Below are 21125 nucleotides of genomic sequence, written 5' to 3'. Positions count from 1 at the left end.
CAACACGCTCGCTTCTGTAGGAGCGAGGCTTGCCCGCGATGAGGCCCTTACAGGCGCTTCATTACTTCCCCGGATACTCCCGATGCATCTGCTCCAGCAGCGCATCCTTGTTCTGCCACAGCTGGTTGATCCAGCCCTGGAACTCCAGGCGGTACACGCCATCCTGGTCGTAGTTCTTGCCGATGAACTGCGGTGGAATCGGCAGCTCCTCGAAATGCACCACCACTTCATTGACCTTGCCGCACAACAGGTCCCAGTAACCCGGCTGGCCCGCCGGGTAGTGGATGGTGACGTTGACGATGGACTCCAGTTGCTCGCCCATGGCGTCCAGCACGAAGGCAATGCCGCCGGCCTTGGGCTTGAGCAGGTGGCGGAACGGCGAGGCCTGCTGCGCATGCTTGGCCTTGGTGAAGCGTGTGCCTTCGACGAAGTTGAAGATGCCCACCGGGTTGTCGCGGAACTTCGCGCAGGTCTTGCGGGTGGTCTCCAGGTCCTTGCCCTTTTTCTCCGGGTGTTTTTCCAGGTAGGCCTTGGAGTAGCGCTTCATGAACGGGAAGCCCAGGGCCCACCAGGCGAGGCCAATCACCGGGACCCAGATCAGTTCCTGCTTGAGGAAGAACTTCAGCGGGCGGATACGCCGGTTGAGCACGTACTGCAGGACCATGATGTCGACCCAGCTCTGGTGGTTGCTGGTGATCAGGTACGAGTGCCGGTAGTCCAGGCCGTCGAGCCCGCTGAGGTGCCAGCGGGTGTGCCCGAACAGGTTCATCCAGGCCTTGTTGTTGCTGATCCAGGCTTCATGGATGTGGCTCATCAGCCAGTCGGTGAAACGCTGGGCCGCCGGGAAGGGCAGCAGCAACTTGAAGATCGCCACCACGAACAGCGGCGTGCAGCAGACGATGGTGTTGAGTGCCAACAACAGCGAGGCGATCACGCCTCGCAGCGGTGCAGGTAGAAAATCCAGCATTTACACATCCAGAGGTCGGTTGGCGGCTTGAATCGCGGTCAGGGCAATGGTGTAGACGATGTCGTCGACCTGGGCGCCACGGGGCAGGTCGTTCACCGGCTTGCGCAGGCCTTGCAGCATCGGCCCGAGGCTGACGCAGTCGGCGCTGCGTTGCACGGCCTTGTGGGTGGTGTTGCCGGTGTTCAGGTCGGGGAACACGAACACCGTGGCCTTGCCGGCGACCTGGCTGTTGGGTGCCAGTTGCTGGGCCACGGCTTCGTTGGCCGCGGCGTCGTATTGCAACGGGCCGTCGATCAGCAGCGAGTTCTGGGCTTCATGGGCCAGCAGGGTGGCTTCGCGGACTTTCTCCACTTCTTCACCGCTGGCCGACTCGCCGCTGGAGTAACTGATCATCGCCACCCGCGGGGTGATGCCGAACGCGGCCGCCGAGTCGGCGCTTTGCAGGGCGATCTCGGCCAGTTCGCTGGCGCTCGGGTGCGGGTTCATCACGCAGTCGCCGTAGACCAGCACCTGCTCGGGGAACAGCATGAAAAACACCGACGACACCAGGGTGCAGCCCGGCGCGGTCTTGATCAGTTGCAGGGCCGGGCGGATGGTATTGGCGGTGGAGTGGATCAGGCCGGAGACCAGGCCATCGACTTCGTCCAGGGCCAGCATCATGGTGCCGATCACCACCGGGTCTTCCAGTTGCTGTTCGGCCATCGGCGCGTTGAGGCTCTTGCTCTTGCGCAGCGCCACCATCGGCTCGACGTAGCGTTCGCGAATTTGGTCCGGGTCGATCACCTCCAGGCCAGGCGGCAACTCGATGCCCTGGGCCCGGGCGACCGCCTCGACGTCCGCCGGCTTGGCCAGAAGCACGCAACGGGCGATGCCGCGCGCCTGGCAGATCGCTGCGGCCTGCACGGTCAGCGGCTCGCTGCCTTCGGGCAGGACAATGCGCTTGTTGGCTTCCTGGGCGCGCTGGATCAACTGGTAGCGGAACACCGCCGGCGACAGGCGCATTTCCCGCGGCGTGCCGCAACGCTGGTGCAGCCACTTGGCGTCCAGGTGGCTGGCGACGAAGTCGGTGATGATCTCCGCGCGCTCGCGGTCATCGATGGGGATTTCCTTGTTCAGGCTGTTCAGCTGGTTGGCGGTCTCGTAGGAACCGGTGCTCACCGACAGCACCGGCAGGCCGGCATTCAGGGCGCCGCGACACAGGTCCATGATCCGCGGGTCGGGCAGGGTGTCGCTGGTCAGCAGTAACCCGGCCAGGGGCACGCCGTTGATCGCCGCCAGGCTCACGGCGAGGATGATGTCGTCGCGATCGCCGGGCGTCACCACCAGCACGCCGGGCTTGAGCAGCTCCACGGTGTTACGCATGGTGCGCGCGCAGATGATGATCTTGGTCATGCGCCGGCTTTCGTAGTCACCGGCGTTGAGCACCTGGGCGCCCATCAGGTCGGCGACGTCGCGGGTGCGCGGCGCGTTCAGTTCCGGCTGGAAGGGGATGCAGCCGAGCAGGCGGAAGTCGCCGCTGCGCAGCAGGGGCGAGTGCTCTTTCAGACGGGCGGAAAAGGCCTCCATGCTTTCGTCGGTATGCACCTTGTTGAGGATCACCCCCAGCACTTTCGGGTCGCGCGGGCCGCCGAACAACTGCGCTTGCAACTCCACGCGGCCGGACAGCTCGGTGAGCACTTCGTTTTCCGGGGCCGACACCAGGATCACCTCGGCATCCAGGCTTTTCGCCAGGTGCAGGTTGACCCGTGCGGCATAGCTGGCGCTACGGGTCGGCACCATGCCTTCGACCACCAGCACGTCCTTGCCGACGGCCGCCTGCTGGTACAGGGTGATGATTTCTTCCAGCAACTCGTCCAGCTGGCCGTCGCCGAGCATTCGTTCGACATGGGCCAGGCCCAGCGGCTGCGGCGGTTTCAGGCCATGGGTGCGGGCCACCAGCTCGGTCGAGCGCTCAGGGCCGGTATCGCCTGGGTGAGGCTGGGCAATGGGTTTGAAGAAGCCGACCTTGAGGCCGGCCCGTTCCAGGGTACGCACCAGCCCGAGGCTGATGGAGGTCAGACCCACGCCAAAATCGGTGGGTGCGATAAAAAAAGTTTGCATGCGGATTCTCGAAGGGTGCATGGCAACGGTGAGTCGCTTATGTGTACTGCTCTACCGGAAATTCAGGCGCCAAGGTTAGCGCTAACCGAGCCTTGTGCGCACCAACCGCAGGCAAAGGGCTGGCCTATTTTTTCCAGGCGTTTGTGCGGATCCAGGATCCAGGCCCGTGATTGCCAGGGCGGCTGGTGGCGCAGGTGCTGGGTATGGCCACAGGACAGCTCGACGACCCAGTGGCCGTCTTCATCCTGATGAAAGCCGACGATCGTCGAGCCTGGCGCCGCGTTCCGTTTGTCCGGGTTCCGTTCGCTTTCGGGCGATTGCTTCGCTAAACTTGGACGTTCTTCATTCTTATGCAAAAGGTCTCGCCCCATGCTGATCGCCGCCAATAAGGCTGTCTCCATCGACTATACCCTCACCAACGACGCTGGTGAGGTCATCGACAGCTCTGCCGGCGGCGCCCCGCTGGTCTACCTGCATGGCGCAGGGAACATCATTCCAGGCCTGGAAAAGGCCCTGGAAGGCAAGAACGTCGGCGACGAGCTGAGCGTTGCCGTTGAGCCGGAAGATGCCTACGGCGAATACGCCGCCGAACTGGTCAGCACCCTGAGCCGCAGCATGTTCGAAGGCGTCGACGAACTGGAAGTGGGCATGCAGTTCCACGCTTCCGCTCCGGACGGCCAGATGCAGATCGTCACCATCCGCGACCTGGACGGCGACGACGTGACCGTCGACGGCAACCACCCGCTGGCCGGCCAGCGCCTGAACTTCAAGGTCAAGGTTGTCGACATCCGTGACGCCAGCCAGGAAGAAATCGCCCATGGTCACGTCCATGGCGAAGGTGGCCATCACCACTGATTTCTGCGCTAAGCTCAAATCTGACTGGAGAGGCGCCCGAGGGCGCCTTTTTAGTCGGCGGCTTTTATCGCCGGACAACAGGCGGTACTGTCGAGTGGCTGTTTTTTGCAAGAACACGGGAATTTGGAGTTCGTCATGAGTGCTTTTCACGACCTTAAATTGAAAGCCCTGGATGGTCAGGAGCTACCGCTCGCGCCTTTCAAGGGGCACGTCGTGCTGGTGGTCAACGTCGCCTCCAAGTGTGGTCTGACACCACAATACGCGGCGCTGGAGAACCTCTACCAGCAATACAAAGGCCAGGGGTTCAGCGTGCTGGGCCTGCCGTGCAATCAGTTCGCCGGGCAGGAGCCGGGCTCCGAGCAGGAGATCCAGGAGTTCTGCAGCCTCAACTACGGGGTGACCTTTCCGTTGAGCAGCAAGCTGGAAGTCAACGGTCCGGAGCGCCATCAGTTGTACCGTCTGCTGGCGGGCGAAGGGGCGGAATTCCCGGGCGACATCACCTGGAACTTCGAGAAGTTCCTGCTGGGCAAGGACGGTCGCGTCCTGGCGCGTTTCTCCCCACGTACCGCACCCGATGATCCGACCGTGGTCCAGGCCATCGAAAAAGCCTTGAGCTGAATCTGCACGCCGGGCCCCGCTGCCCGGCCGGTTTTACCGCGCGTTCGCGCATCCCTTGCTTCTCTGCGCTTTGGCACCTTAATCACCCCGGTCAATAGTGCTGGGCGTTGCTTGGGATACGGAATATTATCGCCATCATAAGGCCGTCGGCGTACCCGCCCGACCTGCCGCTTCCTGCGATTCAGACCCTCAGCCCTGGAGTACAGCATGCCCGTTCAAGCCTTGTTCAAACCCTTTCAGCTGGGTGCCCTGGAGCTGTCGAGCCGTGTGGTGATGGCGCCGATGACTCGTTCGTTTTCCCCGGGTGGCGTGCCGAACTCGAAAGTCATCGAGTACTACCGTCGTCGCGCCGCAGCCGGGGTCGGCCTGATCATCACCGAAGGCACCACGGTCGGGCACAAGGCCTCCAACGGTTATCCGAACGTGCCGCGCTTTTATGGCGAAGCGGCCTTGGCCGGCTGGAAGAAGGTGGTGGACGCGGTGCACGCCGAAGGCGGCAAGATCGTTCCGCAGCTGTGGCATGTGGGCAACGTGCGCCGCCTGGGCACCGAGCCGGATGCCAGCGTGCCGGGTTACGGCCCGTCGGAAAAGCTCAAGGACGGCCAGGTGGTGGTCCACGGCATGACCCAGGACGATATCCGTGAAGTGATCGCCGCCTTCGCCCAGGCCGCCAAGGATGCCCAGAGCATCGGCATGGACGGCGTGGAGATCCATGGCGCCCACGGCTACCTGATCGACCAGTTCTTCTGGGAAGGCAGCAACCAGCGTACCGACGAGTACGGTGGCGACCTGGCCCAGCGTTCGCGGTTTGCCATCGAGCTGATCCAGGCGGTGCGCGCCGCGGTGGGCCCTGGCTTCCCGATCATCTTCCGCTTCTCGCAGTGGAAGCAGCAGGACTACAGCGCTCGCCTGGTACAAACCCCCGAGGCCCTGGGTGAGTTTCTCAAGCCGCTGGCGGAGGCCGGTGTGGATATCTTCCACTGCTCCACCCGGCGTTTCTGGGAGCCGGAGTTCGAAGGATCCGAGCTGAACCTGGCCGGCTGGACCCGCCAGCTCACCGGCAAGCCGACCATCACCGTGGGCAGCGTCGGCCTCGACGGCGAGTTCCTGCAGTTCATGGTCAACACCGACAAGGTGGCGCAGCCGGCGAGCCTGGAAAAACTCCTGGAGCGCTTGAACAATGATGAGTTCGACCTGGTGGCAGTAGGGCGCGCATTGCTGGTGGACCCGGACTGGGCGCAGAAGGTGCGTGACGGTCGCGAGCAGGACATCCTGCCGTTCAGCCGTGAGGCGTTGATGACGCTGGTCTGAGCGCAGCGCCTGGAAAGGCTATCGCGGGCAAGTCGGATCGCCGCCCTCTCGCTCCTGCACGAACGGTGATTCTGTAGGAGCGAGGCTTGCCCGCGATGCTTTTTAATCTAGGGCAAAAGCCGCCCCTCAGGCATCAGCACGGTTTCCGTGCAGGCACCCCGCAGCTGGGTTTCAAATTGCTCGATGATCGCCGCCCAGCCCTGACGGCTGGCATGCTGGCGAGCATTGAGGCGTACCCGACGCAAGGTCTCGCGCTCCTCCAGCAGCCAACTGGCTGCATCGCAGAACGCGCATTCGTCCCCGGGCATCGCCAGCACACCGTTGTAGCCATGGCGAATATGCTGGGCCGCCGCGGCCTGGTCGTAGGCCACCACGGCCAGCCCCGAGGCCAGGGCCTCGAGCACCACGTTGCCGAAGGTTTCGGTCAGGCTCGGGAACAGAAACAGATCCCCCGAGGCATAGTGACTGGCCAGTGCTTCACCGCGCTGCGAGCCGCAAAACACTGCGTCCGGCAACTCCTTCTGCAGCACCGCGCGTTGCGGGCCATCGCCCACCACGATCAACTTCATGGACTGCTGTGGATAAGTCTCCTGCAGCTGGGCGAAGCAGCGCTTGAGCAGGCCCAGGTTCTTCTCCGGCGCCAGGCGGCCGACATGGATCACCGCGATATCGTCGCTGCCCAGGCCCCAGCTTTCGCGCAGTTTGTTGAGGCGTTTGGCTGGGTGGAACAGTTGGCTGTCGACCCCGCGGGACAGCAGTGCCAGGCGTTCGAAGTTACGCCGCTCCAGTTCCAGGCGCTGGCTGGCGCTGGGCACCAGGGTCAGCTTGGAGCGGTTGTGGAACCAGCGCAGGTAGTGGGTCAGCAGGCGCGTCAGCAAACCCAGGCCGTACTGGCTGGAGTACTGCTGGAAGTTGGTGTGGAAACCGCTGACCACGGAAATCCCCAGGCGCCGCGCCGCTCGTAGCGCGGACAGGCCCAGCGGGCCTTCGGTGGCGATGTACAGCACATCCGGGCGATGGCGTTTCCAGCGCCGCAACAACTTGTGCATCGACGACTGGCCCCATTGCAGCCCCGGATAGCCTGGCAGCGGCCAGCCACGGCACAGCAGCAGACCGTCGTCGCTGACCCGGCTCTGATCGCTGCCCTGGCGCGGGCGGATCAGTTCCACCTGGTGGCCACGGGCGCGCAATCCATCGCACAAGCGGCCAAGGGTATTGGCCACGCCATTGATTTCCGGTGGGAAGGTTTCGGTGATCAGAGTGATATGCAGAGCTGTCGTCATGACCTCAGTGTCAGCCGAGGCCATGTCGTCATTGTGACGTTGCGATGATGGATTTATGACCTGCTCAGCGTTGCTGGACCACCAGGTTTTCCGCGCCGCGCTCACGCACCCAGAACAGCGTCGCCCCGGCCACCGCCGCCGGCATCATCAGGATGTTGACCACCGGGATCAGCAGCACCAGGTAGACGATCCCGCCAAAGCTCATGCTCTGCCAGCGCTTTTCCCGCAGCCAGGCGAGCATCTCGTTCCAGCCCAGCTTGTGGTTGTCCGCCGGGTAGTCGATGTACTGGATCGCCATCATCCACACGCCGAACAGCAGCCACAGCGGCGCGGCCACCAGGTTCACCACCGGAATGAAGGACAGGATGAACAGGCCGATGGCCCGCGGCAGGAAGTAGCCCAGCTTGCGCATTTCCCGGGCCAGGGTGCGCGGGATCATGGCCAGCAGTTCGGCCCAACTGAAGGGCGGGAAATTGTCGGTGCCGCGGACCACCACTTCGACTTTCTCCGCGAGAAAACCGTTGAAGGGCGCGGCGATCACGTTGGCCAGCATGGTGAAGGTGAAAAACACCATCAGCAGCACCAGCACCACGAACAGCGGCCAGAGGATGTAGCTGAGAAAGCTCAGCCAGTCCGGCAAAGAAGGCATCAGGGTGTCGACCCACAGGCTGAACTGGTGGCCGGCGAAATAGATCAATCCGACGAACAGCACCAGGTTGATGGCCAGGGGCAAAAGGACGAACAGACGCAGGCCGGGGCTGAGCACCAGCTTGAGGCCTTCGCGCAGGTATTGCGGGCCGGACAGAACGGGGGCGGGCATAGGGAGCTCCGTGCAAGGGGAAAACGCGCCGACCTTACCGGCTTTGCCCCACCGGCGAAAGCGCGGTCGCAAGGTCGACATCAACTGTAACAAAGGCGCCGGTAAATACACCGATACCGGATAGAGACCTCCTATGAGCTGGATTGTTAAACCGTATTTCCTTAATCTTCGCCCCCTCTATACGCTGCACCCATTATTTTCGGACGGGCGAACCTGAAGCCTTCCCCAAGTGCTTTCGCTGTCCTTTTTTATTCCAGCCGGCAATCCGGCGTTCCGCGCCAGTGATCCGGGCCGGTCGATAGGAGTGAGTCATGTCTGATGTACGTCATTCGCGTGTGATTATTCTCGGTTCCGGCCCTGCCGGTTACAGCGCCGCGGTCTATGCTGCCCGCGCCAACCTGAAGCCGCTGTTGATTACCGGCATGCAGGCCGGCGGTCAGCTGACCACCACCACCGAAGTCGACAACTGGCCGGGCGACGTCCACGGCCTGACCGGCCCGGCGCTGATGGAGCGCATGCGTGAACACGCCGAGCGTTTCGAAACCGAAATCGTCTTCGATCACATCAATGCCGTGGACTTCGCCGCCAAGCCTTACACCCTGACCGGCGACAGCGCGACCTACACCTGCGACGCCCTGATCATCGCCACCGGCGCCAGCGCCCGTTACCTGGGCCTGCCTTCGGAAGAAGCCTTCATGGGCAAAGGCGTGTCGGCTTGCGCGACCTGCGACGGCTTCTTCTATCGCAACAAGCCAGTGGCCGTGGTCGGTGGCGGTAACACCGCTGTCGAAGAAGCCCTGTACCTGGCCAACATCGCCAGCAAGGTCACCCTGATCCACCGTCGCGATATCTTCCGCGCCGAGAAGATCCTGATCGACAAGCTCAATGCCCGGGTTGCCGAAGGCAAGATCGAGCTCAAGCTGAACGCCAACCTGGACGAAGTGCTGGGCGACAACATGGGTGTCACCGGTGCGCGCCTGAAGAACAACGACGGCAGCTTCGACGAGATCAAGGTCGACGGCGTGTTCATCGCCATCGGCCACACCCCGAACACTTCGCTGTTCGAAGGCCAGCTGGAACTCAAGGATGGCTACTTGGTGGTGCAGGGCGGCCGTGAAGGCAACGCCACCGCGACCAGCATCGAAGGCATCTTCGCCGCCGGTGACGTGGCCGACCACGTGTACCGCCAGGCCATCACCTCGGCCGGCGCCGGCTGCATGGCTGCGCTGGACACCGAGCGCTACCTGGACGGCCTGCAGAACGCTTCGTTCTGAGACCGTTGAAATGAAAAAACCGGCCCAGGCCGGTTTTTTTATGGATCATTGAATCTTGTAACCGCTGCCGAGCAGCGCGAGGCTGCGAGCGATCTGGGCGGCATTCCGACGAAGCGGGTGCCGCTTTTGAGGGTGCGGGAGGTCCTGCGGACCTATCGCAGCCTGCGGCAGCGGCTACAGGGTTTAGGTCTCAGGCCTTGCGGGTCAGTGGCTGCTGCGCGAACTTCACACCCACCAGGCCATGGGTGATCAGCGCGCGGATATTGCCGTGGTCGCTACCCTCAGGGGTGGCCAGCACCGAGCGGTAATGCTCGCCGAACGCCAGCAGCGCTTCTTCGTCGCTCAAGCCTTCCAGCAGGGCCAGGCCCAGGGTCTTGCACGAACCTTCGTTCTGCCCGGCGGCGTTCTCCACGCCGCCGTTGTCGAAGGCCTGTGGCTGGTAGTCGTAGCCAGCGGCGATAAAGGCCAGGGTGTCGGCGAAGACGTGCTCGCCGCTCTTGAGGCTGGCGCGCAGGGTGTTCAGGTCAGTCATGGGGTTTTCCTTTGGCGAACGCCGCTTGCTGCTCGGCGCTGGCTTCTTTCTGGTAGAGAGTCTTCCACTCGGCGTAGGGCATGCCATACACCACTTCACGGGCGTCATCGAGGCTGACCTCGATCTGGCGCTCGTCGGCCTCGGCCTTGTACCACTTGGACAGGCAGTTGCGGCAGAAGCCGGCGAGGTTCATCAGGTCGATGTTCTGCACGTCCTTGCGGCTGTCCAGGTGCGCGACCAGGCGACGGAAGGCGGCGGCTTCGAGTTCCAGGCGTTGTTGCTCGGTCATGTTCGGCTCTGTGCGATCAAATGTGGCGCGGATGATATCAGCGGCTGGCCGCGAGGGTGATCGACACCGACTCGGCGAAACGCAGGGCGTGGGGTTTGTCGACCTCGACCTCGGCGTACAGCACCGATTCGTTGGCCATGATCAGATCGAGGATCTCCTGGGTCAGGCGCTCGAGCAGGGCAAAGCGGTTGCCCTCCACGTGGGCGATGATCGCCTTGGTGATGGTGCGGTAGTTCAGCGCATGGTCGATGTCGTTGTCGCGCACGGCTTCCTGCGCGGCATACAGGATGGTCAGGTTGATCAGCACATCCTGCTTGTTGAGGATCTCGTCCTCGTTGATTCCGATGAAGGTCCGCAGGCACAGGTCCTTGACCCGGATGCGAGCCATTCCTGGCTGAAGTTGTGGCATTGCTACTTGCTCCGTCCGATCAATTGCAGGAATTCCTGGCGCGTGGTGCTCGACTCGCGAAAGACGCCGAGCATCACCGAGGTGTGCATGGTCGAGTTCTGCTTCTCGACGCCGCGCATCATCATGCACATGTGCTGGGCTTCGATGACCACCGCGACGCCAGCGGCCTGGGTCACCCGCTGCACCGCGTCGGCGATTTCCCGCGTGAGGTTTTCCTGGATCTGCAGGCGGCGGGCGAACATGTCGACGATCCGGGCGATCTTCGACAGGCCCAGCACCTTGCCGGTGGGAATATAAGCCACATGGGCCTTGCCGATGAAGGGCAGCAGGTGATGTTCGCACAGCGAATAGAGTTCGATGTCGGCGACTATGACCATTTCATCGTTGTCGGAGGCGAACAGCGCGCCATTGACCACCTCGTCCACCGACTGGCTGTAGCCATGACACAGGTACTGCATGGCCTTGGCCGCGCGTTGCGGGGTGTCGAGCAGGCCTTCGCGCTCGGGGTCTTCGCCGAGATCCTTGAGGATCTCGCGGTAATGCTGGGGCAGGGAAAGCGTCATGTAACGTCCTCGCGGGAAGCCTTACTTGAGGTGCCGCCCGCCGTTGACGGTCAGGGTAGTGCCGGTGACATAAGGGTTGTCGAGCAGATAACGCAGGCTCTGGTAGATCACTTCGCAACCGGGCTCGATGCCCAGGGCGGACTTGGCCAGCGCCTTGGCGCGGTAGGCCGCGTCGTCGTCGGGATTGAACATTAACAGAGCCGGGGCGATGCCGTTGACCTTGATCGTCGGAGCATATTTCGCTGCGAAGGACAGGGTCAGGCTGTCGAGGCCGGCCTTGGTGGCGCAATAGGCGATGTGCTTGCTGCTGCCGCGGCGGGTGACGTCGTCGCCGATGTGCACGATGTCGGCGGGGCTCACGCGTCGCAGCAGGTCGGCGCAATGCAGATTGATCAGGTAGGGCGCGAGCATGTGCACGCTGAACATGTCGACGAAGGCCGCGCTTTCCTGGCCGGGTGTTTCCTCCAGCCATTGCGAGGCGTTGTGCACGATCGCCCGCAGGCTGTCGGTGTGCTCGTGCAATTGGCTGATGAAGGCCTGGATCCCGGCTTCGCTGGAGAAGTCGGCGAACAGGGCCATCGCGCCACGCTCGCGCAAGGCCTGCACGCCCGGGCGCTCGGTGCGGTAGCTGATGATCACCCGATGACCGTCTTCCAGCAGGCGCAACGCGCAATGCAGGCCGACACGCTGGCCGGCGCCGGTGATCAGGATCGGGGCAGGGGAAGTAGTCATGAACGGCTCGCGTCGCAGGTAGAGCAAAACTATACCAGCGCCGGGCGGGGTTCGCCCAAGCCGCTGCAGGAGCGAGCGGACGGCGATTCGACTTGCCCGCGATGATGGCGCCGCGGTCTGTCTGGCAGACCGCGTTATCGCTCATCGCCGGCGAGTCGGCTGCTACAGGTGGCTCTGTGGGGACGGTGCTGTCGGCAGCGGACGGGCTGGCGTGCTGTTCAACCATCCGGACAACAGGCGGGTGGACAGCGGAATGAACCAGTAGACCATCAGCGGCGTCAGGGCCAGGGTGCTGACGAGCACCCGCGGCACCAGGCTGAGTTCACCCAGCAGCGGGTTGAGGATGAAGTTGAAGATCAGCGACACCGGGAAGAAGGCCAGCCAGATGGCCACCGCCTGTTTCCAGCGGGGTGGACGCTGGCCGGCCGCGCCGAACCAGCCGTCTATGCCGCTGACCCGGTGTTCATGGGGGTGGGCGAACAGGTCGCTGCCGCGGGCCAGCCAGGCCGTGCGCGAGGCGGAGTGTTCCCAGACGTGCAGGGTCTGCTCGTCGGCGAAGCGGAAGATGATCTGGAATTCGTCATCGTCGGGCGGCGGGGCGAGCACACCGGAGCCGAGATAACCGGGGAAGTCGGTGGCCAATTGTTCGCCTTCGCGCAGCCAGGCGATCAGGTCCTGGTAACGGCCATCGGCGACACGCCGGGCGACCATCAGGGTGACGGGTGAGGTAGACATTATGTATCTCCGTAAAACCAATGCGTTGCCTGGGTAAGGCAGTACGCCGGACGCAGCTGCGGGGTATTGGGCTGCGTCTTGGAAGCAAGCAAGGATTATTCCTGATTGTGACAAATACACCAGAGGCAGCGGTCGCTTTGCCCTGTGTTGAAGAACTGTCACCGATGGGGAGTAGAATGGCCGTCACTTTATCCATCGGTGTTTTCTGCCCAGATGCCCGTCATTACTGAACTTGCCCGCCCGACACAGCCCCTCGACCAGCCCTCGCAGGACGATCTGTTTCCGATCCGGGAAGTTTCACGGCTCACGGGGATCAACCCGGTGACCCTGCGGGCCTGGGAGCGTCGTTATGGCTTGATCCAGCCGACACGCACCGAAAGTGGGCATCGTCTGTATTCGATGCACGATGTCGAGACCGTCCGCGAGATCCTCGGCTGGATCGATCGTGGTGTCGCGGTCAGCAAGGTCGGCAAGATCCTCGCCAAGACCCGGGCCGCCCGCGAGGCGCCACAGGCCATGCCGGGCGACAGCGAATCGGGCGATTACCTGCAGTGGCAGGGGCAGCTCAAGCGAGCGGTTGGCGAATTCGACGAGCCGTACCTGGAGCGGCTGTACGGCCAGATTTTCTCCAGCTATTCGCTGTCGGTGGTGTTCCAGGACATTCTCATGCCGTTCTGGCGGCAGCTGGCGCAGCACCAGGAACCTTACGGCCACACCAGCGAATGGCTGTTCTTCGATCAATTCCTGCGTTCGCGGATCTCCCAGCGCCTGCTGTTGCAGCGCGGCAGCCAGCCGCGCCCGGTGCTGCTGGCGGCGCTTGCCGGGCAATGCCGGGAGCTGGAGTTGCTGGTGGCGGCGCTGATGCTGGGCAGTGCTGAAGTGGAAGTGCGGGTGCTGGCGCTGGGGCAGCCGTTCGATGAACTGACCCTGGTCTGCGAGAAGATCAAACCCCAGGCGCTGGTGCTGTTTTCCAATCACGCCCCGGCGCCGGAGCTGCCTCGACGCTTGAACCGCCTGGCGCTGACCCTGGAGTGTCCGCTGATGCTGGCGGGGGATGTCGCCGAGTTGGCCCAGGACAGCCTGAGCGCTTCGCCGGTGGGCTGCCTGGGGAGTGACGGACGTTTGATGATGCAGCGCCTGCGGCAGTTTCTCAGCGGCACGCTCGATACCTGAGTTCATACCCAGGCAGAGAAACGCGCGACTTCAGACGTGCAGGTTGGGGTGTGCCAGGCGGTGCTGCTGCAGGATGAACTGGCGCAGGCGCTCGGTTTCATCCTTGTCGCTCTGGTTCAACCGATAGGCATAGAAGCCTGCCTCGGTCTGGCGTTCGAGGCGGCCGCGCAGGGCGATGCGCTCGTAGCCCGACGGGCTGAACCACTGGGCGAACTGCTTCGGCGCTTTGGCCCGGTTGCGGATCTCCAGCAACACGCTGTTGAACGACACCTCATGCACCCACAGCGCAGTGGGCTGCCCCTTGGCGTTTTCCAGGGCCACCGGCTCCGCCAGCGTCAGGCGCCATGGGCGGACCCTCGGCCCGTCCTCGAAGATGCTCGGCACGCCCAGGCGCAGATGCAGGGCGTGGAATTCGTCCTCCACCAGATGCAGGGGAAAGGTCATCTGCTGGTTTTCAAAGTGCGCCTGGATGGTCACTTGCTCGTTGGCCGCCAAGCGGGTGAGCAAGTCGCGGATCTGTGAGCCCCCGTTGACCAGCAGGCTCGAGTTCGCATCCCGCACGTTGAGTTGCGGGTTGTGCTGCATGGTCTGAATGAAGTCCAGTTCATCCTGGGTGAGGAGAGCGTCACGGCGCATGATGTTGCTCGAAGGAGAAAGTGACAAAATCATTGGTGATTAAGCGTACTGACAACTAATTCGACATCTTGTTAGCGCCATTCGTCGCCTGGTAATCGGCGAGTTTCGCGCGGGTTTCGGCCAGTTCCTTTTCCACCTGCGCCAGCCGTTGCTGGGCCTTGATCTGGACCGTCACATCTTTCTGCACACCGACAAAATAGGTCAGCTGGTCGCTTTCGTTGAACACCGGGGTGATCGACAGCTCGTTCCAGAAGTGACTGCCGTCCTTGCGGTAGTTGCGCAGCACCTGGCGGCAGGGCTGGCCGCTATCCAGGGCCTGGCGAATCAGCGGGATTCCCGGTTGGTCACGGTCGCCCGACTGGAGAAAGCGGCAGTCCTGATACAGCACCTCGTCGGCGCTGTAGCCGGTGAGGCGTTCGAACGCCGGGTTCACGTAGATGATGATGTTGTCTTCGCCTTCCTGTTCGGCAACGACGATCCCGTCGTTGGAGGCGTTGATCACCAGTTGCAGCAGGTGGGCGTTGATCATCGGGAGCTTCCGCAAGCGATCGGCAAGTGGCGGCAATTCTAAGACATGGCGCGAAGCTGTCCACTGGCCATTATGGGTAAATCGCGCTACAAGGCTGGATTTTATCGCGCAGCTGCTAATATCCCAGCCTTTTACTCAGCTTCAGGATCAGATTGATGAAAGTCGCCATCCTTTCCGGCTCGGTGTACGGCACGGCTGAAGAAGTCGCCCGGCACGCCGCCAAACTCCTCAATGCCGCAGGTTTCGAGGCCTGGCACAACCCGCGCGCGACCCTCGCGGAGGTCCAGGCGTTCGGCCCCGAGGCCTTCCTGGCCGTGACCTCGACCACCGGCATGGGCGAGCTGCCGGACAACCTGCTGCCGCTGTATTCGGCCATTCGCGATCAACTGCCGGCGGCCTGGCGCGGTTTGCCCGGCGCGGTGATCGGCCTGGGCGATTCGAGCTATGGCGACACCTTCTGCGGCGGTGGCGAGCAGATGCGCGAGTTGTTCGCCGAACTGGGCGTGCGGGAAGTGCTGGAAATGCTGCGCCTGGACGCCAGCGAAAGCGTGACCCCGGAAACCGACGCCGAGCCTTGGCTGGCCGAGCTGATCAGCGCTCTGCGCGGCTGACCGGACGCTCGCGCAGCAGCGCCAGCCAGGCTTGCGCGGCCTTGGACAGATAGGCGCCCTGACGCCAGATGAAGGCGATGTCCCAACGCAGGTAGTCGGGCGCTTTCAGCGTCAGGCGCACCACGCCGGGCCGGACCAGGCCGCGCGCCACCACGCTGGGCAACAGCACCACGCCTTGCCCGGCGGCCACCAGGGCGGCGAGAAAGTCCGCCTGGCCGCTGCGCCCGCCTTCCTTCGGGGTGAACCCCACCTGCTGACAGGCCTGCAACAGCCGATCGTTGAGCACGAAACTGCGCTGATAAAGCAGGAACGGCGTGTCCGCCAGTTCCTCCAGGCGCACCTGGGCCTTGATCGCCAGCGGATGATCGGCCGGTAGCAAGGCATCCAGCGGTTCGTCGCAGAACGGCTGGTAGGCGAAGGTCGGATCCTTGGGCGTCAGGCTGCCGCCGATCTCCAGTTCGCCGTTGAGCACCGCCTGCTCGATATTCAGGCTGCCGCCTTCCAGCAACTGCACGCTGATGTTCGGGTAGCGTCGGCGGTACTCGGCGAACAGGCCGGCGAACAGTGCGTCGCTGCCCAGCAGGGGCAGGCCCAGGCGCAATTCCCCGCGGGCCAACTGGCTCAGGTCGTCGAGCTCGCTGAGCAGCTCATTGCGCAGGCGCAGCATGCCCTCGGCGCGTTGCAGCACCACGCTGCCGGCGGCGGTGAGGTGAATGTGCGAGCCCTGGCGATCCAGCAATGGCGTGCCCAGGCTCTGCTCCAGCTGGGCGATCTGCTTGCTCACCGCCGACTGGCTGATGTGCAGGGTCTTGGCGGCCTGGGTGAAGCCGCCCTGGTGAATCACTTCGACAAAGCTGCGCAGCTGTTTGAAATCCATGTTTTGGGTCCGTGTTCTGAATTCCATTCTGGAATGGCTTCCAGTCTAACAATTCGCTTCGGTGATGGCAGGCGCTTGCCTAAAATGCAGGCCTGCGAGGACCGAATTCCATGAACGCTTCCACCTTGAAACACCTGGGTCGCCTGTTATCCGAACTGGCGGTGTTGCTGGCTATTTATCTGTTCGGCTGCCAGCTGGCCGGGTGGCTGGCGTGGCCGATTCCTGGCGGGGTGGTCGGGCTGGCCCTGCTGTTGCTGGCGTTCGCCCTGGGCTGGATCAAGCCGGCGGCATTGCAGATGGGCGCGGGCCTGCTGATGGCCGAGATGCTGCTGTTCTTCATTCCGGCGCTGATGAGCCTGCTGGACTACGGCGGCCTGCTGCGCCAGGACGGCTGGCGGATCCTGTTGGTGATTGGCGTCAGTACGCTGATGGTGATGCTGGTCACCGCGTTCACGGTGGAATGGGTGTGCCGCTGGAGAATGCGCCATGACGCTTGAACCCATGCCGATGTTCTGGCTGCTGCTGACACTCGCGGCCTATCTGTTCAGTCGCTGGATCTACCGGCGCACCGGGCGCTACCTGCTGTCGCCGCTGATCCTGGTGCCGGCCCTGTTGCTGGCGATCGCTGTGCCGCTGCACACCGCCTATGCCGAATACTCCGCCAACACCCACTGGCTGATGCTGGTGCTGGGACCGGTCACCGTGGCCTTCGCGGTGCCGATCTGGCAGCAGCGGCAACTGCTGATACGCCATTGGCCGGCATTGCTGCTGGGCATGCTGGCGGGCAGCGCGGCGTCCATCGCCAGCTCTTTCGGACTGGCGCGGGTGCTGGCCCTGGACAGCTCGGTGACTATGTCCCTGGTGCCGCGTTCGATCACCACGCCCTTCGCCATGCCGCTGGCCCATGACCTGGGCGGCGTACCCGAACTGACGGCGGTGTTCGTGATGTTCACCGGAGTGTTCGGCGCCATGCTCGGCGGTGTCCTGCTCAAGTGGCTGCCGCTGCGCAGCGCCCTGGCTCGCGGTGCGTTGTTTGGGGTCGGCGCCCACGGCGCCGGGGTCAGCCGCGCCCATGAAGTCGGCGGTGAAGAGGGCTCGGTGGCGGGGCTGGTGATGGTTCTCACCGGCCTGCTGAACCTGTTCGCCGCCCCTTTATTGGCGTCGTTGCTTTGACGTTTGACCTGTGCCGATTGGAACTAAAATGACCACTGACTCGCTCGGTCAGTAAGCTGGCTGCAAAGGCAACTACCTGAACCCGAGGGGCTGACTAGACTGACTCCACGTCCGAAAAAATAATAAAAAAACTGCCGTCACTGAGGTCCTTGCCGTGAGCCTATCCTCCGTTCCGTCGACATCGAGTGTGAAAGACCAGGTCAGCGCCGCCGAATGGCAGACCCGCGTCGATCTGGCCGCCTGCTATCGCCTGGTGGCGATGCATGGCTGGGACGATCTGATCTTCACCCACATCTCCGCCAAGGTCCCTGGCACCGAAGATTTCCTGATCAACCCGTTCGGCCTGATGTTCCATGAGATCACCGCCTCCAGCCTGGTGAAGGTCGACCAGGCCGGCAACAAGCTGATGGACAGCCCCTACGAGATCAATCCCGCCGGCTACACCATCCACAGCGCCGTGCACGAAGTGCGGCACGATGTGGCCTGTGTGCTGCACACCCACACCGCGGCCGGGGTCGCGGTGTCCGCGCAGCAGCAGGGGGTGTTGCCCATCAGCCAGCAGTCGCTGTTCGTGTTGTCGAGCCTGGCCTATCACGTCTATGAAGGCGTAGCCCTGAACCACGAGGAAAAGGCCCGGCTGCAGGCCGACCTCGGCGACAGCAATTTCCTCATGCTGCACAACCACGGTCTGCTGACCTGTGGCGGCACCATCGCCGACACCTTCCTGATGATGTTCACCTTCCAGCGCGCCTGCGAGATCCAGGTGCTGGCGCAGAACGGTGCGGCGCAATTGATCGCCATCGAGCCGCAGATTCTGGCCGGGGCCAAGGCGATGATCGCCGGGGTCACCAAAAGCGCTCAAGGCATGGGCGGCGCGCTGGCATGGCCGGCACTGCTGCGCAAACTCGATAAACACGACGCGGGTTATAAACTCTGATGCCTATGGCCGAGATTCCTCTGTGCGTATGGCGCAAGCGCGGACATAGTTTCGTGTTTCGCGGCCATGCCATTCGCTACTGGACCGCGGGGCAGGGCGAGCCACTGCTGCTGATCCATGGTTTTCCCACCGCTGCCTGGGACTGGCATTACCTGTGGCAACCCCTGGCCCAGCGCTATCGAGTGATCGCTTGCGACATGCTGGGGTTTGGCGACTCGGCCAAGCCGCGGAACCACGAGTACAGCCTGCTGGAGCAGGCGGACCTGCAACAGGCCTTGCTCGAGCACCTGGGGGTCGATACCCCGGTGCACCTGCTGGCCCACGATTATGGCGACAGCGTCGCCCAGGAAATGCTCGCCCGGCACTACGAAGAGCGCTGCGACATTGCCAGCTGTGTCTTTCTCAATGGCGGCCTGTTCCCGGAAACCCATCGCCCGGTGCTGACGCAGAAGCTGCTGCTCAGCCCGCTGGGCTGGATGCTCGGCCGCGTCTTCAGCCGTGAGGGCCTGGCCAAGAGCTTCGCCCAGATCTTCGGCCCGCAGACCCGGCCCAGCGAAAGCGTGCTGGATGACTTCTGGAGCCTGGTGGAGGCCAATAACGGCCCGCGGATCCTGCACAAGCTGATCGGCTACATTCCCGAGCGCCGGGTGCAGCGCGACCGCTGGGTGAGTGCGATGCAGCGCGGCGACGTGCCGCTGCGGGTGATCGACGGCGCGGTGGATCCGATTTCCGGGGCGCACATGGTCGAGCGTTACTGCGAACTGATCCCTGCCCCGGATACCGTGCTGCTGGCCGGTATCGGTCACTACCCGCAGACCGAAGCCCCGGTCCAGGTGCTCAAGCACTATCTGGCCTTTCGCGACAGCCTGGAGTTTCCACCGCGCAAACTGGCCTGTTCCTGAGACACCCGCTGTCCGCAGCTATCGCGATGCTGCGAACTTGGCCTGTGCACGCCAGGCCCTGATACGCCCCACACCGTCGTTACCCCTCGATCATCCCCCTGCCTTATTGCGCACCATTCAGCTCCAGCCGTGTTTATTGTGACCGCCAGCCGCGTGCCTGAGACTCGAAGTCGTTGTCCGTCTGTTGTCCATCTGGCCTGTGGGAGTTCGGTATGAGTGAGTCTGTACGCTTCGAGAATAAAGTCGTGATCGTCACCGGTGCCGGCGGCGGTCTGGGGCAGGCTCATGCATTGCTGTTCGCCAGGCACGGGGCGAAGGTCCTGGTCAACGACCTGGGTGGCTCGACCCAGGGCGAGGGCGCCAATGCCTCGGCGGCGGACCGGGTGGTGGCGCAGATCCGCGAAGCCGGCGGCATCGCCGAGGCCAACCATGACTCGGTGACCGACGGCGACAAGATCGTGCAGAACGCCCTGGATGCCTTCGGCCGGGTGGATGTGGTGGTGAACAACGCCGGCATCCTGCGCGACAAGACCTTCCACAAGATGGAAGACGCCGATTGGGACCTGGTGTACCGCGTCCACGTCGAAGGCGCCTACAAGGTGACCCGCGCCGCCTGGCCGCACATGCGCGAGCAGGGTTATGGCCGGGTGATCTTCACCGCGTCCACGTCCGGCATCTACGGCAACTTCGGCCAGTCCAACTACGGCATGGCCAAGCTCGGCCTCTACGGCCTGACCCGCACCCTGGCCATCGAAGGCCGCAAGAACAACATCCTGGTCAACGCCATCGCACCGACCGGCGGCACGCGGATGACCGAAGGGCTGATCCCGCCGCAGGTGTTCGAGCAACTCAAGCCGGAGCTGGTCAGCCCGCTGGTGGTGTACCTGGGCAGCGAGAACTGCCAGGAGACGTCCGGCCTGTTCGAGGTCGGCGGTGGCTGGATGGGCAAGGTGCGCTGGGAGCGCAGCCTGGGCCTGGGCTTCGATCCGCGCGAAGGTTTCTCCCCGGAAGATGTCGCCGCACACTGGCAGCAGATCTGCGACTTCGAAGGCGCGGTGCACCCCAAGGACAATATCGAAGCCTTGAGAGAGATGATGCAGAACCTGCAGAAATACACGATCTGAAGCAGCCCTCCGGCCGACCCGTACAGCCGCGGCCCGCGCGGTTGTACGCCTGATGTGTGGGTCACTATGCTCGTCGAACATCGACCGCATAAGGACACGCAGCCCATGTACGAATCCAAGACCCAGCCGCTGTTATCGCGCCTGTTGTTTCTGCGCCGCTTGTTTCTGCACGTCCTGGCCACCCTGGGCCTGATCGGCGTCTCGCTGTTGCTGGGGATTGCCGGGCATCTGTATTTCGAGCCGGGTGTCAGCGGCTACGACGCCCTGTTCAACGCCGCGATGATGCTCGGCGGCATCGGGCCCGCAGCCATGCCCGCCACGGCGGGGGGCAAGCTGTTCTTCGCCAGCTACGGCCTCTATACCAACCTGGTGTTCGTCGCCGCCTTTGGCCTGATCCTGGCGCCGGTGGCCCATCGTCTGTTGCACCGCTTTCACTGCGAACCCGACGAGCCCAAGGGCTGAAATGCCCCCCCCCTGTAGGAGCGAGCTTGCTCGCGATAGCCGCAAAGCGGCGCTCCATCAGCCACACCGCATCATCGTTGAGGTTCTTCGCGAGCAAGCTCGCTCCTACAGAAAACTGTGGGCATAAAAAAGGTTCTTCACGGATTACCGGGAAAGACGCTCTTGATCTTCATGAAAAAGAATTCGCTATCCCGGTAACCGTACGCCATTCGT

27 protein-coding genes are annotated in these 21125 nt (G+C 63.4%); 13 read left to right on the top strand and 14 right to left on the bottom strand.

What is annotated here, in order from left to right; all coding sequences use genetic code 11:
* Nucleotides 1-61: 61 nt before the first annotated feature.
* The 3 genes from PVZ78_RS02840 to PVZ78_RS02830 all read right to left on the bottom strand — a co-directional run bounded on the left by PVZ78_RS02840 (nucleotide 62) and on the right by PVZ78_RS02830 (nucleotide 3468).
* Nucleotides 62-967 (bottom strand): acyltransferase, encoded by a 906-nt coding sequence (locus PVZ78_RS02840; protein WP_016701711.1) that lies wholly within the window; start codon nucleotides 965-967, stop codon nucleotides 62-64.
* Nucleotides 968-3067, bottom strand: coding sequence for a phosphate acetyltransferase (pta, locus tag PVZ78_RS02835; protein WP_101281821.1), 2100 nt, complete (start codon nucleotides 3065-3067; stop codon nucleotides 968-970).
* A gap of 62 nt (nucleotides 3068-3129) precedes the next feature.
* Nucleotides 3130-3468, bottom strand: coding sequence for a DUF3565 domain-containing protein (locus PVZ78_RS02830; protein WP_016701719.1), 339 nt, complete (start codon nucleotides 3466-3468; stop codon nucleotides 3130-3132).
* Here PVZ78_RS02830 and PVZ78_RS02825 point away from each other — a divergent pair.
* From PVZ78_RS02825 to PVZ78_RS02815, 3 genes are all read left to right on the top strand, one after another.
* On the top strand, nucleotides 3437-3922 hold the full coding sequence (locus PVZ78_RS02825) for an FKBP-type peptidyl-prolyl cis-trans isomerase (protein WP_007929845.1): 486 nt from the start codon (nucleotides 3437-3439) through the stop codon (nucleotides 3920-3922). The genes PVZ78_RS02830 and PVZ78_RS02825 overlap by 32 nt on opposite strands.
* 135 nt (nucleotides 3923-4057) lie before the next feature.
* Complete coding sequence (locus tag PVZ78_RS02820; protein ID WP_009047015.1) at nucleotides 4058-4540, top strand: glutathione peroxidase; 483 nt, start codon at nucleotides 4058-4060, stop codon at nucleotides 4538-4540.
* A gap of 207 nt (nucleotides 4541-4747) precedes the next feature.
* Nucleotides 4748-5851, top strand: coding sequence for an NADH:flavin oxidoreductase (locus PVZ78_RS02815; protein WP_150085041.1), 1104 nt, complete (start codon nucleotides 4748-4750; stop codon nucleotides 5849-5851).
* Nucleotides 5852-5958: 107 nt separating this feature from the next.
* Here the strand turns inward: PVZ78_RS02815 and PVZ78_RS02810 are convergent, their stop codons facing one another.
* The gene (locus PVZ78_RS02810; protein ID WP_009047017.1) at nucleotides 5959-7158 is read right to left on the bottom strand and encodes a glycosyltransferase family 4 protein; all 1200 of its coding nucleotides are present in this window, start codon (nucleotides 7156-7158) and stop codon (nucleotides 5959-5961) included.
* A gap of 40 nt (nucleotides 7159-7198) precedes the next feature.
* Nucleotides 7199-7954, bottom strand: coding sequence for a sulfate transporter CysZ (cysZ, locus tag PVZ78_RS02805; protein WP_009047018.1), 756 nt, complete (start codon nucleotides 7952-7954; stop codon nucleotides 7199-7201).
* A gap of 311 nt (nucleotides 7955-8265) precedes the next feature.
* On the opposite strand from cysZ, the gene trxB reads away from it, so the two are divergent.
* Nucleotides 8266-9228 carry a thioredoxin-disulfide reductase gene (trxB, locus tag PVZ78_RS02800; RefSeq protein ID WP_124301148.1) on the top strand — a complete coding sequence of 321 codons (963 nt, stop codon included), beginning with the start codon at nucleotides 8266-8268 and terminating at the stop codon, nucleotides 9226-9228.
* A gap of 190 nt (nucleotides 9229-9418) precedes the next feature.
* Here the strand turns inward: trxB and PVZ78_RS02795 are convergent, their stop codons facing one another.
* From PVZ78_RS02795 to PVZ78_RS02770, 6 genes are all read right to left on the bottom strand, one after another.
* Nucleotides 9419-9760: a HopJ type III effector protein gene (locus tag PVZ78_RS02795; protein WP_273828195.1), complete on the bottom strand. Its 342-nt coding sequence runs from the start codon at nucleotides 9758-9760 to the stop codon at nucleotides 9419-9421.
* Nucleotides 9753-10049: a DUF1244 domain-containing protein gene (locus tag PVZ78_RS02790; protein ID WP_009047021.1), complete on the bottom strand. Its 297-nt coding sequence runs from the start codon at nucleotides 10047-10049 to the stop codon at nucleotides 9753-9755. Before PVZ78_RS02790 ends, PVZ78_RS02795 begins: the two co-directional genes overlap by 8 nt.
* A gap of 37 nt (nucleotides 10050-10086) precedes the next feature.
* Nucleotides 10087-10458 carry a dihydroneopterin triphosphate 2'-epimerase gene (folX, locus tag PVZ78_RS02785; protein WP_007929829.1) on the bottom strand — a complete coding sequence of 124 codons (372 nt, stop codon included), beginning with the start codon at nucleotides 10456-10458 and terminating at the stop codon, nucleotides 10087-10089.
* Between the two features lie 2 nt (nucleotides 10459-10460).
* The gene (gene folE, locus PVZ78_RS02780) at nucleotides 10461-11021 is read right to left on the bottom strand and encodes a GTP cyclohydrolase I FolE (RefSeq protein WP_009047022.1); all 561 of its coding nucleotides are present in this window, start codon (nucleotides 11019-11021) and stop codon (nucleotides 10461-10463) included.
* 21 nt (nucleotides 11022-11042) lie between these two features.
* Nucleotides 11043-11753, bottom strand: coding sequence for a dihydromonapterin reductase (gene folM, locus PVZ78_RS02775; protein ID WP_009047023.1), 711 nt, complete (start codon nucleotides 11751-11753; stop codon nucleotides 11043-11045).
* Between the two features lie 162 nt (nucleotides 11754-11915).
* Nucleotides 11916-12488, bottom strand: a complete 573-nt coding sequence (locus PVZ78_RS02770; RefSeq protein WP_009047024.1) for an antibiotic biosynthesis monooxygenase — start codon at nucleotides 12486-12488, stop codon at nucleotides 11916-11918.
* 213 nt (nucleotides 12489-12701) lie between these two features.
* Between PVZ78_RS02770 and PVZ78_RS02765 the strand changes: the two genes are divergently transcribed.
* Entirely contained in the window at nucleotides 12702-13661 is a 960-nt protein-coding gene (locus tag PVZ78_RS02765; RefSeq protein ID WP_009047025.1) for a MerR family transcriptional regulator, read from the top strand.
* A 30-nt stretch (nucleotides 13662-13691) separates the two neighbouring features.
* Here the strand turns inward: PVZ78_RS02765 and PVZ78_RS02760 are convergent, their stop codons facing one another.
* Complete coding sequence (locus PVZ78_RS02760) at nucleotides 13692-14297, bottom strand: hypothetical protein (RefSeq protein WP_016701721.1); 606 nt, start codon at nucleotides 14295-14297, stop codon at nucleotides 13692-13694.
* Nucleotides 14298-14352: 55 nt separating this feature from the next.
* Nucleotides 14353-14826: a PAS domain-containing protein gene (locus PVZ78_RS02755; RefSeq protein ID WP_053268226.1), complete on the bottom strand. Its 474-nt coding sequence runs from the start codon at nucleotides 14824-14826 to the stop codon at nucleotides 14353-14355.
* 155 nt (nucleotides 14827-14981) lie between these two features.
* Between PVZ78_RS02755 and PVZ78_RS02750 the strand changes: the two genes are divergently transcribed.
* A complete protein-coding gene (locus PVZ78_RS02750) occupies nucleotides 14982-15437 on the top strand; it encodes a flavodoxin (protein WP_009047028.1) in 456 nt (151 codons plus the stop codon).
* Here PVZ78_RS02750 and PVZ78_RS02745 read toward each other — a convergent pair.
* Entirely contained in the window at nucleotides 15418-16314 is an 897-nt protein-coding gene (locus PVZ78_RS02745; RefSeq protein WP_009047029.1) for a LysR family transcriptional regulator, read from the bottom strand. The genes PVZ78_RS02750 and PVZ78_RS02745 overlap by 20 nt on opposite strands.
* Before the next feature lie 110 nt (nucleotides 16315-16424).
* Here PVZ78_RS02745 and PVZ78_RS02740 point away from each other — a divergent pair, with 110 nt between their 5' ends.
* The 7 genes from PVZ78_RS02740 to PVZ78_RS02710 form a co-directional block, all read left to right on the top strand.
* The gene (locus PVZ78_RS02740; RefSeq protein WP_016701724.1) at nucleotides 16425-16811 is read left to right on the top strand and encodes a CidA/LrgA family protein; all 387 of its coding nucleotides are present in this window, start codon (nucleotides 16425-16427) and stop codon (nucleotides 16809-16811) included.
* The gene (locus PVZ78_RS02735; RefSeq protein ID WP_016701725.1) at nucleotides 16801-17487 is read left to right on the top strand and encodes an LrgB family protein; all 687 of its coding nucleotides are present in this window, start codon (nucleotides 16801-16803) and stop codon (nucleotides 17485-17487) included. Before PVZ78_RS02740 ends, PVZ78_RS02735 begins: the two co-directional genes overlap by 11 nt.
* Nucleotides 17488-17641: 154 nt before the next feature.
* Nucleotides 17642-18424, top strand: coding sequence for a class II aldolase/adducin family protein (locus tag PVZ78_RS02730; RefSeq protein WP_273828194.1), 783 nt, complete (start codon nucleotides 17642-17644; stop codon nucleotides 18422-18424).
* Complete coding sequence (locus PVZ78_RS02725; RefSeq protein WP_009047033.1) at nucleotides 18424-19326, top strand: alpha/beta fold hydrolase; 903 nt, start codon at nucleotides 18424-18426, stop codon at nucleotides 19324-19326. Before PVZ78_RS02730 ends, PVZ78_RS02725 begins: the two co-directional genes overlap by 1 nt.
* Before the next feature lie 212 nt (nucleotides 19327-19538).
* Complete coding sequence (locus PVZ78_RS02720) at nucleotides 19539-20450, top strand: SDR family oxidoreductase (RefSeq protein ID WP_016701727.1); 912 nt, start codon at nucleotides 19539-19541, stop codon at nucleotides 20448-20450.
* A 105-nt stretch (nucleotides 20451-20555) separates the two neighbouring features.
* Entirely contained in the window at nucleotides 20556-20912 is a 357-nt protein-coding gene (locus tag PVZ78_RS02715; protein ID WP_009047035.1) for a hypothetical protein, read from the top strand.
* A 26-nt stretch (nucleotides 20913-20938) separates the two neighbouring features.
* Nucleotides 20939-21125: hypothetical protein (locus PVZ78_RS02710; RefSeq protein ID WP_273828193.1), on the top strand; the 187-nt coding region annotated here is incomplete at its 3' end.

Origin of the sequence: Pseudomonas sp. SBT1-2 (assembly GCF_028640875.1) — a bacterium.
In the GTDB taxonomy this organism is placed as follows: Bacteria; Pseudomonadota; Gammaproteobacteria; order Pseudomonadales; family Pseudomonadaceae; genus Aquipseudomonas; species Aquipseudomonas chlororaphis_I.
Note: the sequence above shows the minus strand (reverse complement) of the source record. Positions and strands in the feature narration are given on the sequence as shown.

Coding starts and splice junctions, on each gene's coding strand:
- PVZ78_RS02740 (WP_016701724.1), top strand. CDS start 16,425: ATGAACGCTTCCACCTTGAAACACCTGGGTCGCCTGTTATCCGAACTG.
- PVZ78_RS02765 (WP_009047025.1), top strand. CDS start 12,702: ATGCCCGTCATTACTGAACTTGCCCGCCCGACACAGCCCCTCGACCAG.
- PVZ78_RS02790 (WP_009047021.1), bottom strand. CDS start 10,049: ATGACCGAGCAACAACGCCTGGAACTCGAAGCCGCCGCCTTCCGTCGC.
- PVZ78_RS02715 (WP_009047035.1), top strand. CDS start 20,556: ATGTACGAATCCAAGACCCAGCCGCTGTTATCGCGCCTGTTGTTTCTG.
- PVZ78_RS02760 (WP_016701721.1), bottom strand. CDS start 14,297: ATGCGCCGTGACGCTCTCCTCACCCAGGATGAACTGGACTTCATTCAG.
- folX (WP_007929829.1), bottom strand. CDS start 10,458: ATGCCACAACTTCAGCCAGGAATGGCTCGCATCCGGGTCAAGGACCTG.
- folE (WP_009047022.1), bottom strand. CDS start 11,021: ATGACGCTTTCCCTGCCCCAGCATTACCGCGAGATCCTCAAGGATCTC.
- PVZ78_RS02830 (WP_016701719.1), bottom strand. CDS start 3,468: ATGGAGACAGCCTTATTGGCGGCGATCAGCATGGGGCGAGACCTTTTG.
- PVZ78_RS02815 (WP_150085041.1), top strand. CDS start 4,748: ATGCCCGTTCAAGCCTTGTTCAAACCCTTTCAGCTGGGTGCCCTGGAG.
- PVZ78_RS02735 (WP_016701725.1), top strand. CDS start 16,801: ATGACGCTTGAACCCATGCCGATGTTCTGGCTGCTGCTGACACTCGCG.
- pta (WP_101281821.1), bottom strand. CDS start 3,067: ATGCAAACTTTTTTTATCGCACCCACCGATTTTGGCGTGGGTCTGACC.
- PVZ78_RS02840 (WP_016701711.1), bottom strand. CDS start 967: ATGCTGGATTTTCTACCTGCACCGCTGCGAGGCGTGATCGCCTCGCTG.
- PVZ78_RS02745 (WP_009047029.1), bottom strand. CDS start 16,314: ATGGATTTCAAACAGCTGCGCAGCTTTGTCGAAGTGATTCACCAGGGC.
- PVZ78_RS02720 (WP_016701727.1), top strand. CDS start 19,539: ATGAGTGAGTCTGTACGCTTCGAGAATAAAGTCGTGATCGTCACCGGT.
- cysZ (WP_009047018.1), bottom strand. CDS start 7,954: ATGCCCGCCCCCGTTCTGTCCGGCCCGCAATACCTGCGCGAAGGCCTC.
- trxB (WP_124301148.1), top strand. CDS start 8,266: ATGTCTGATGTACGTCATTCGCGTGTGATTATTCTCGGTTCCGGCCCT.
- PVZ78_RS02820 (WP_009047015.1), top strand. CDS start 4,058: ATGAGTGCTTTTCACGACCTTAAATTGAAAGCCCTGGATGGTCAGGAG.
- PVZ78_RS02810 (WP_009047017.1), bottom strand. CDS start 7,158: ATGGCCTCGGCTGACACTGAGGTCATGACGACAGCTCTGCATATCACT.
- PVZ78_RS02725 (WP_009047033.1), top strand. CDS start 18,424: ATGCCTATGGCCGAGATTCCTCTGTGCGTATGGCGCAAGCGCGGACAT.
- PVZ78_RS02825 (WP_007929845.1), top strand. CDS start 3,437: ATGCTGATCGCCGCCAATAAGGCTGTCTCCATCGACTATACCCTCACC.
- folM (WP_009047023.1), bottom strand. CDS start 11,753: ATGACTACTTCCCCTGCCCCGATCCTGATCACCGGCGCCGGCCAGCGT.
- PVZ78_RS02750 (WP_009047028.1), top strand. CDS start 14,982: ATGAAAGTCGCCATCCTTTCCGGCTCGGTGTACGGCACGGCTGAAGAA.
- PVZ78_RS02795 (WP_273828195.1), bottom strand. CDS start 9,760: ATGACTGACCTGAACACCCTGCGCGCCAGCCTCAAGAGCGGCGAGCAC.
- PVZ78_RS02755 (WP_053268226.1), bottom strand. CDS start 14,826: ATGATCAACGCCCACCTGCTGCAACTGGTGATCAACGCCTCCAACGAC.
- PVZ78_RS02770 (WP_009047024.1), bottom strand. CDS start 12,488: ATGTCTACCTCACCCGTCACCCTGATGGTCGCCCGGCGTGTCGCCGAT.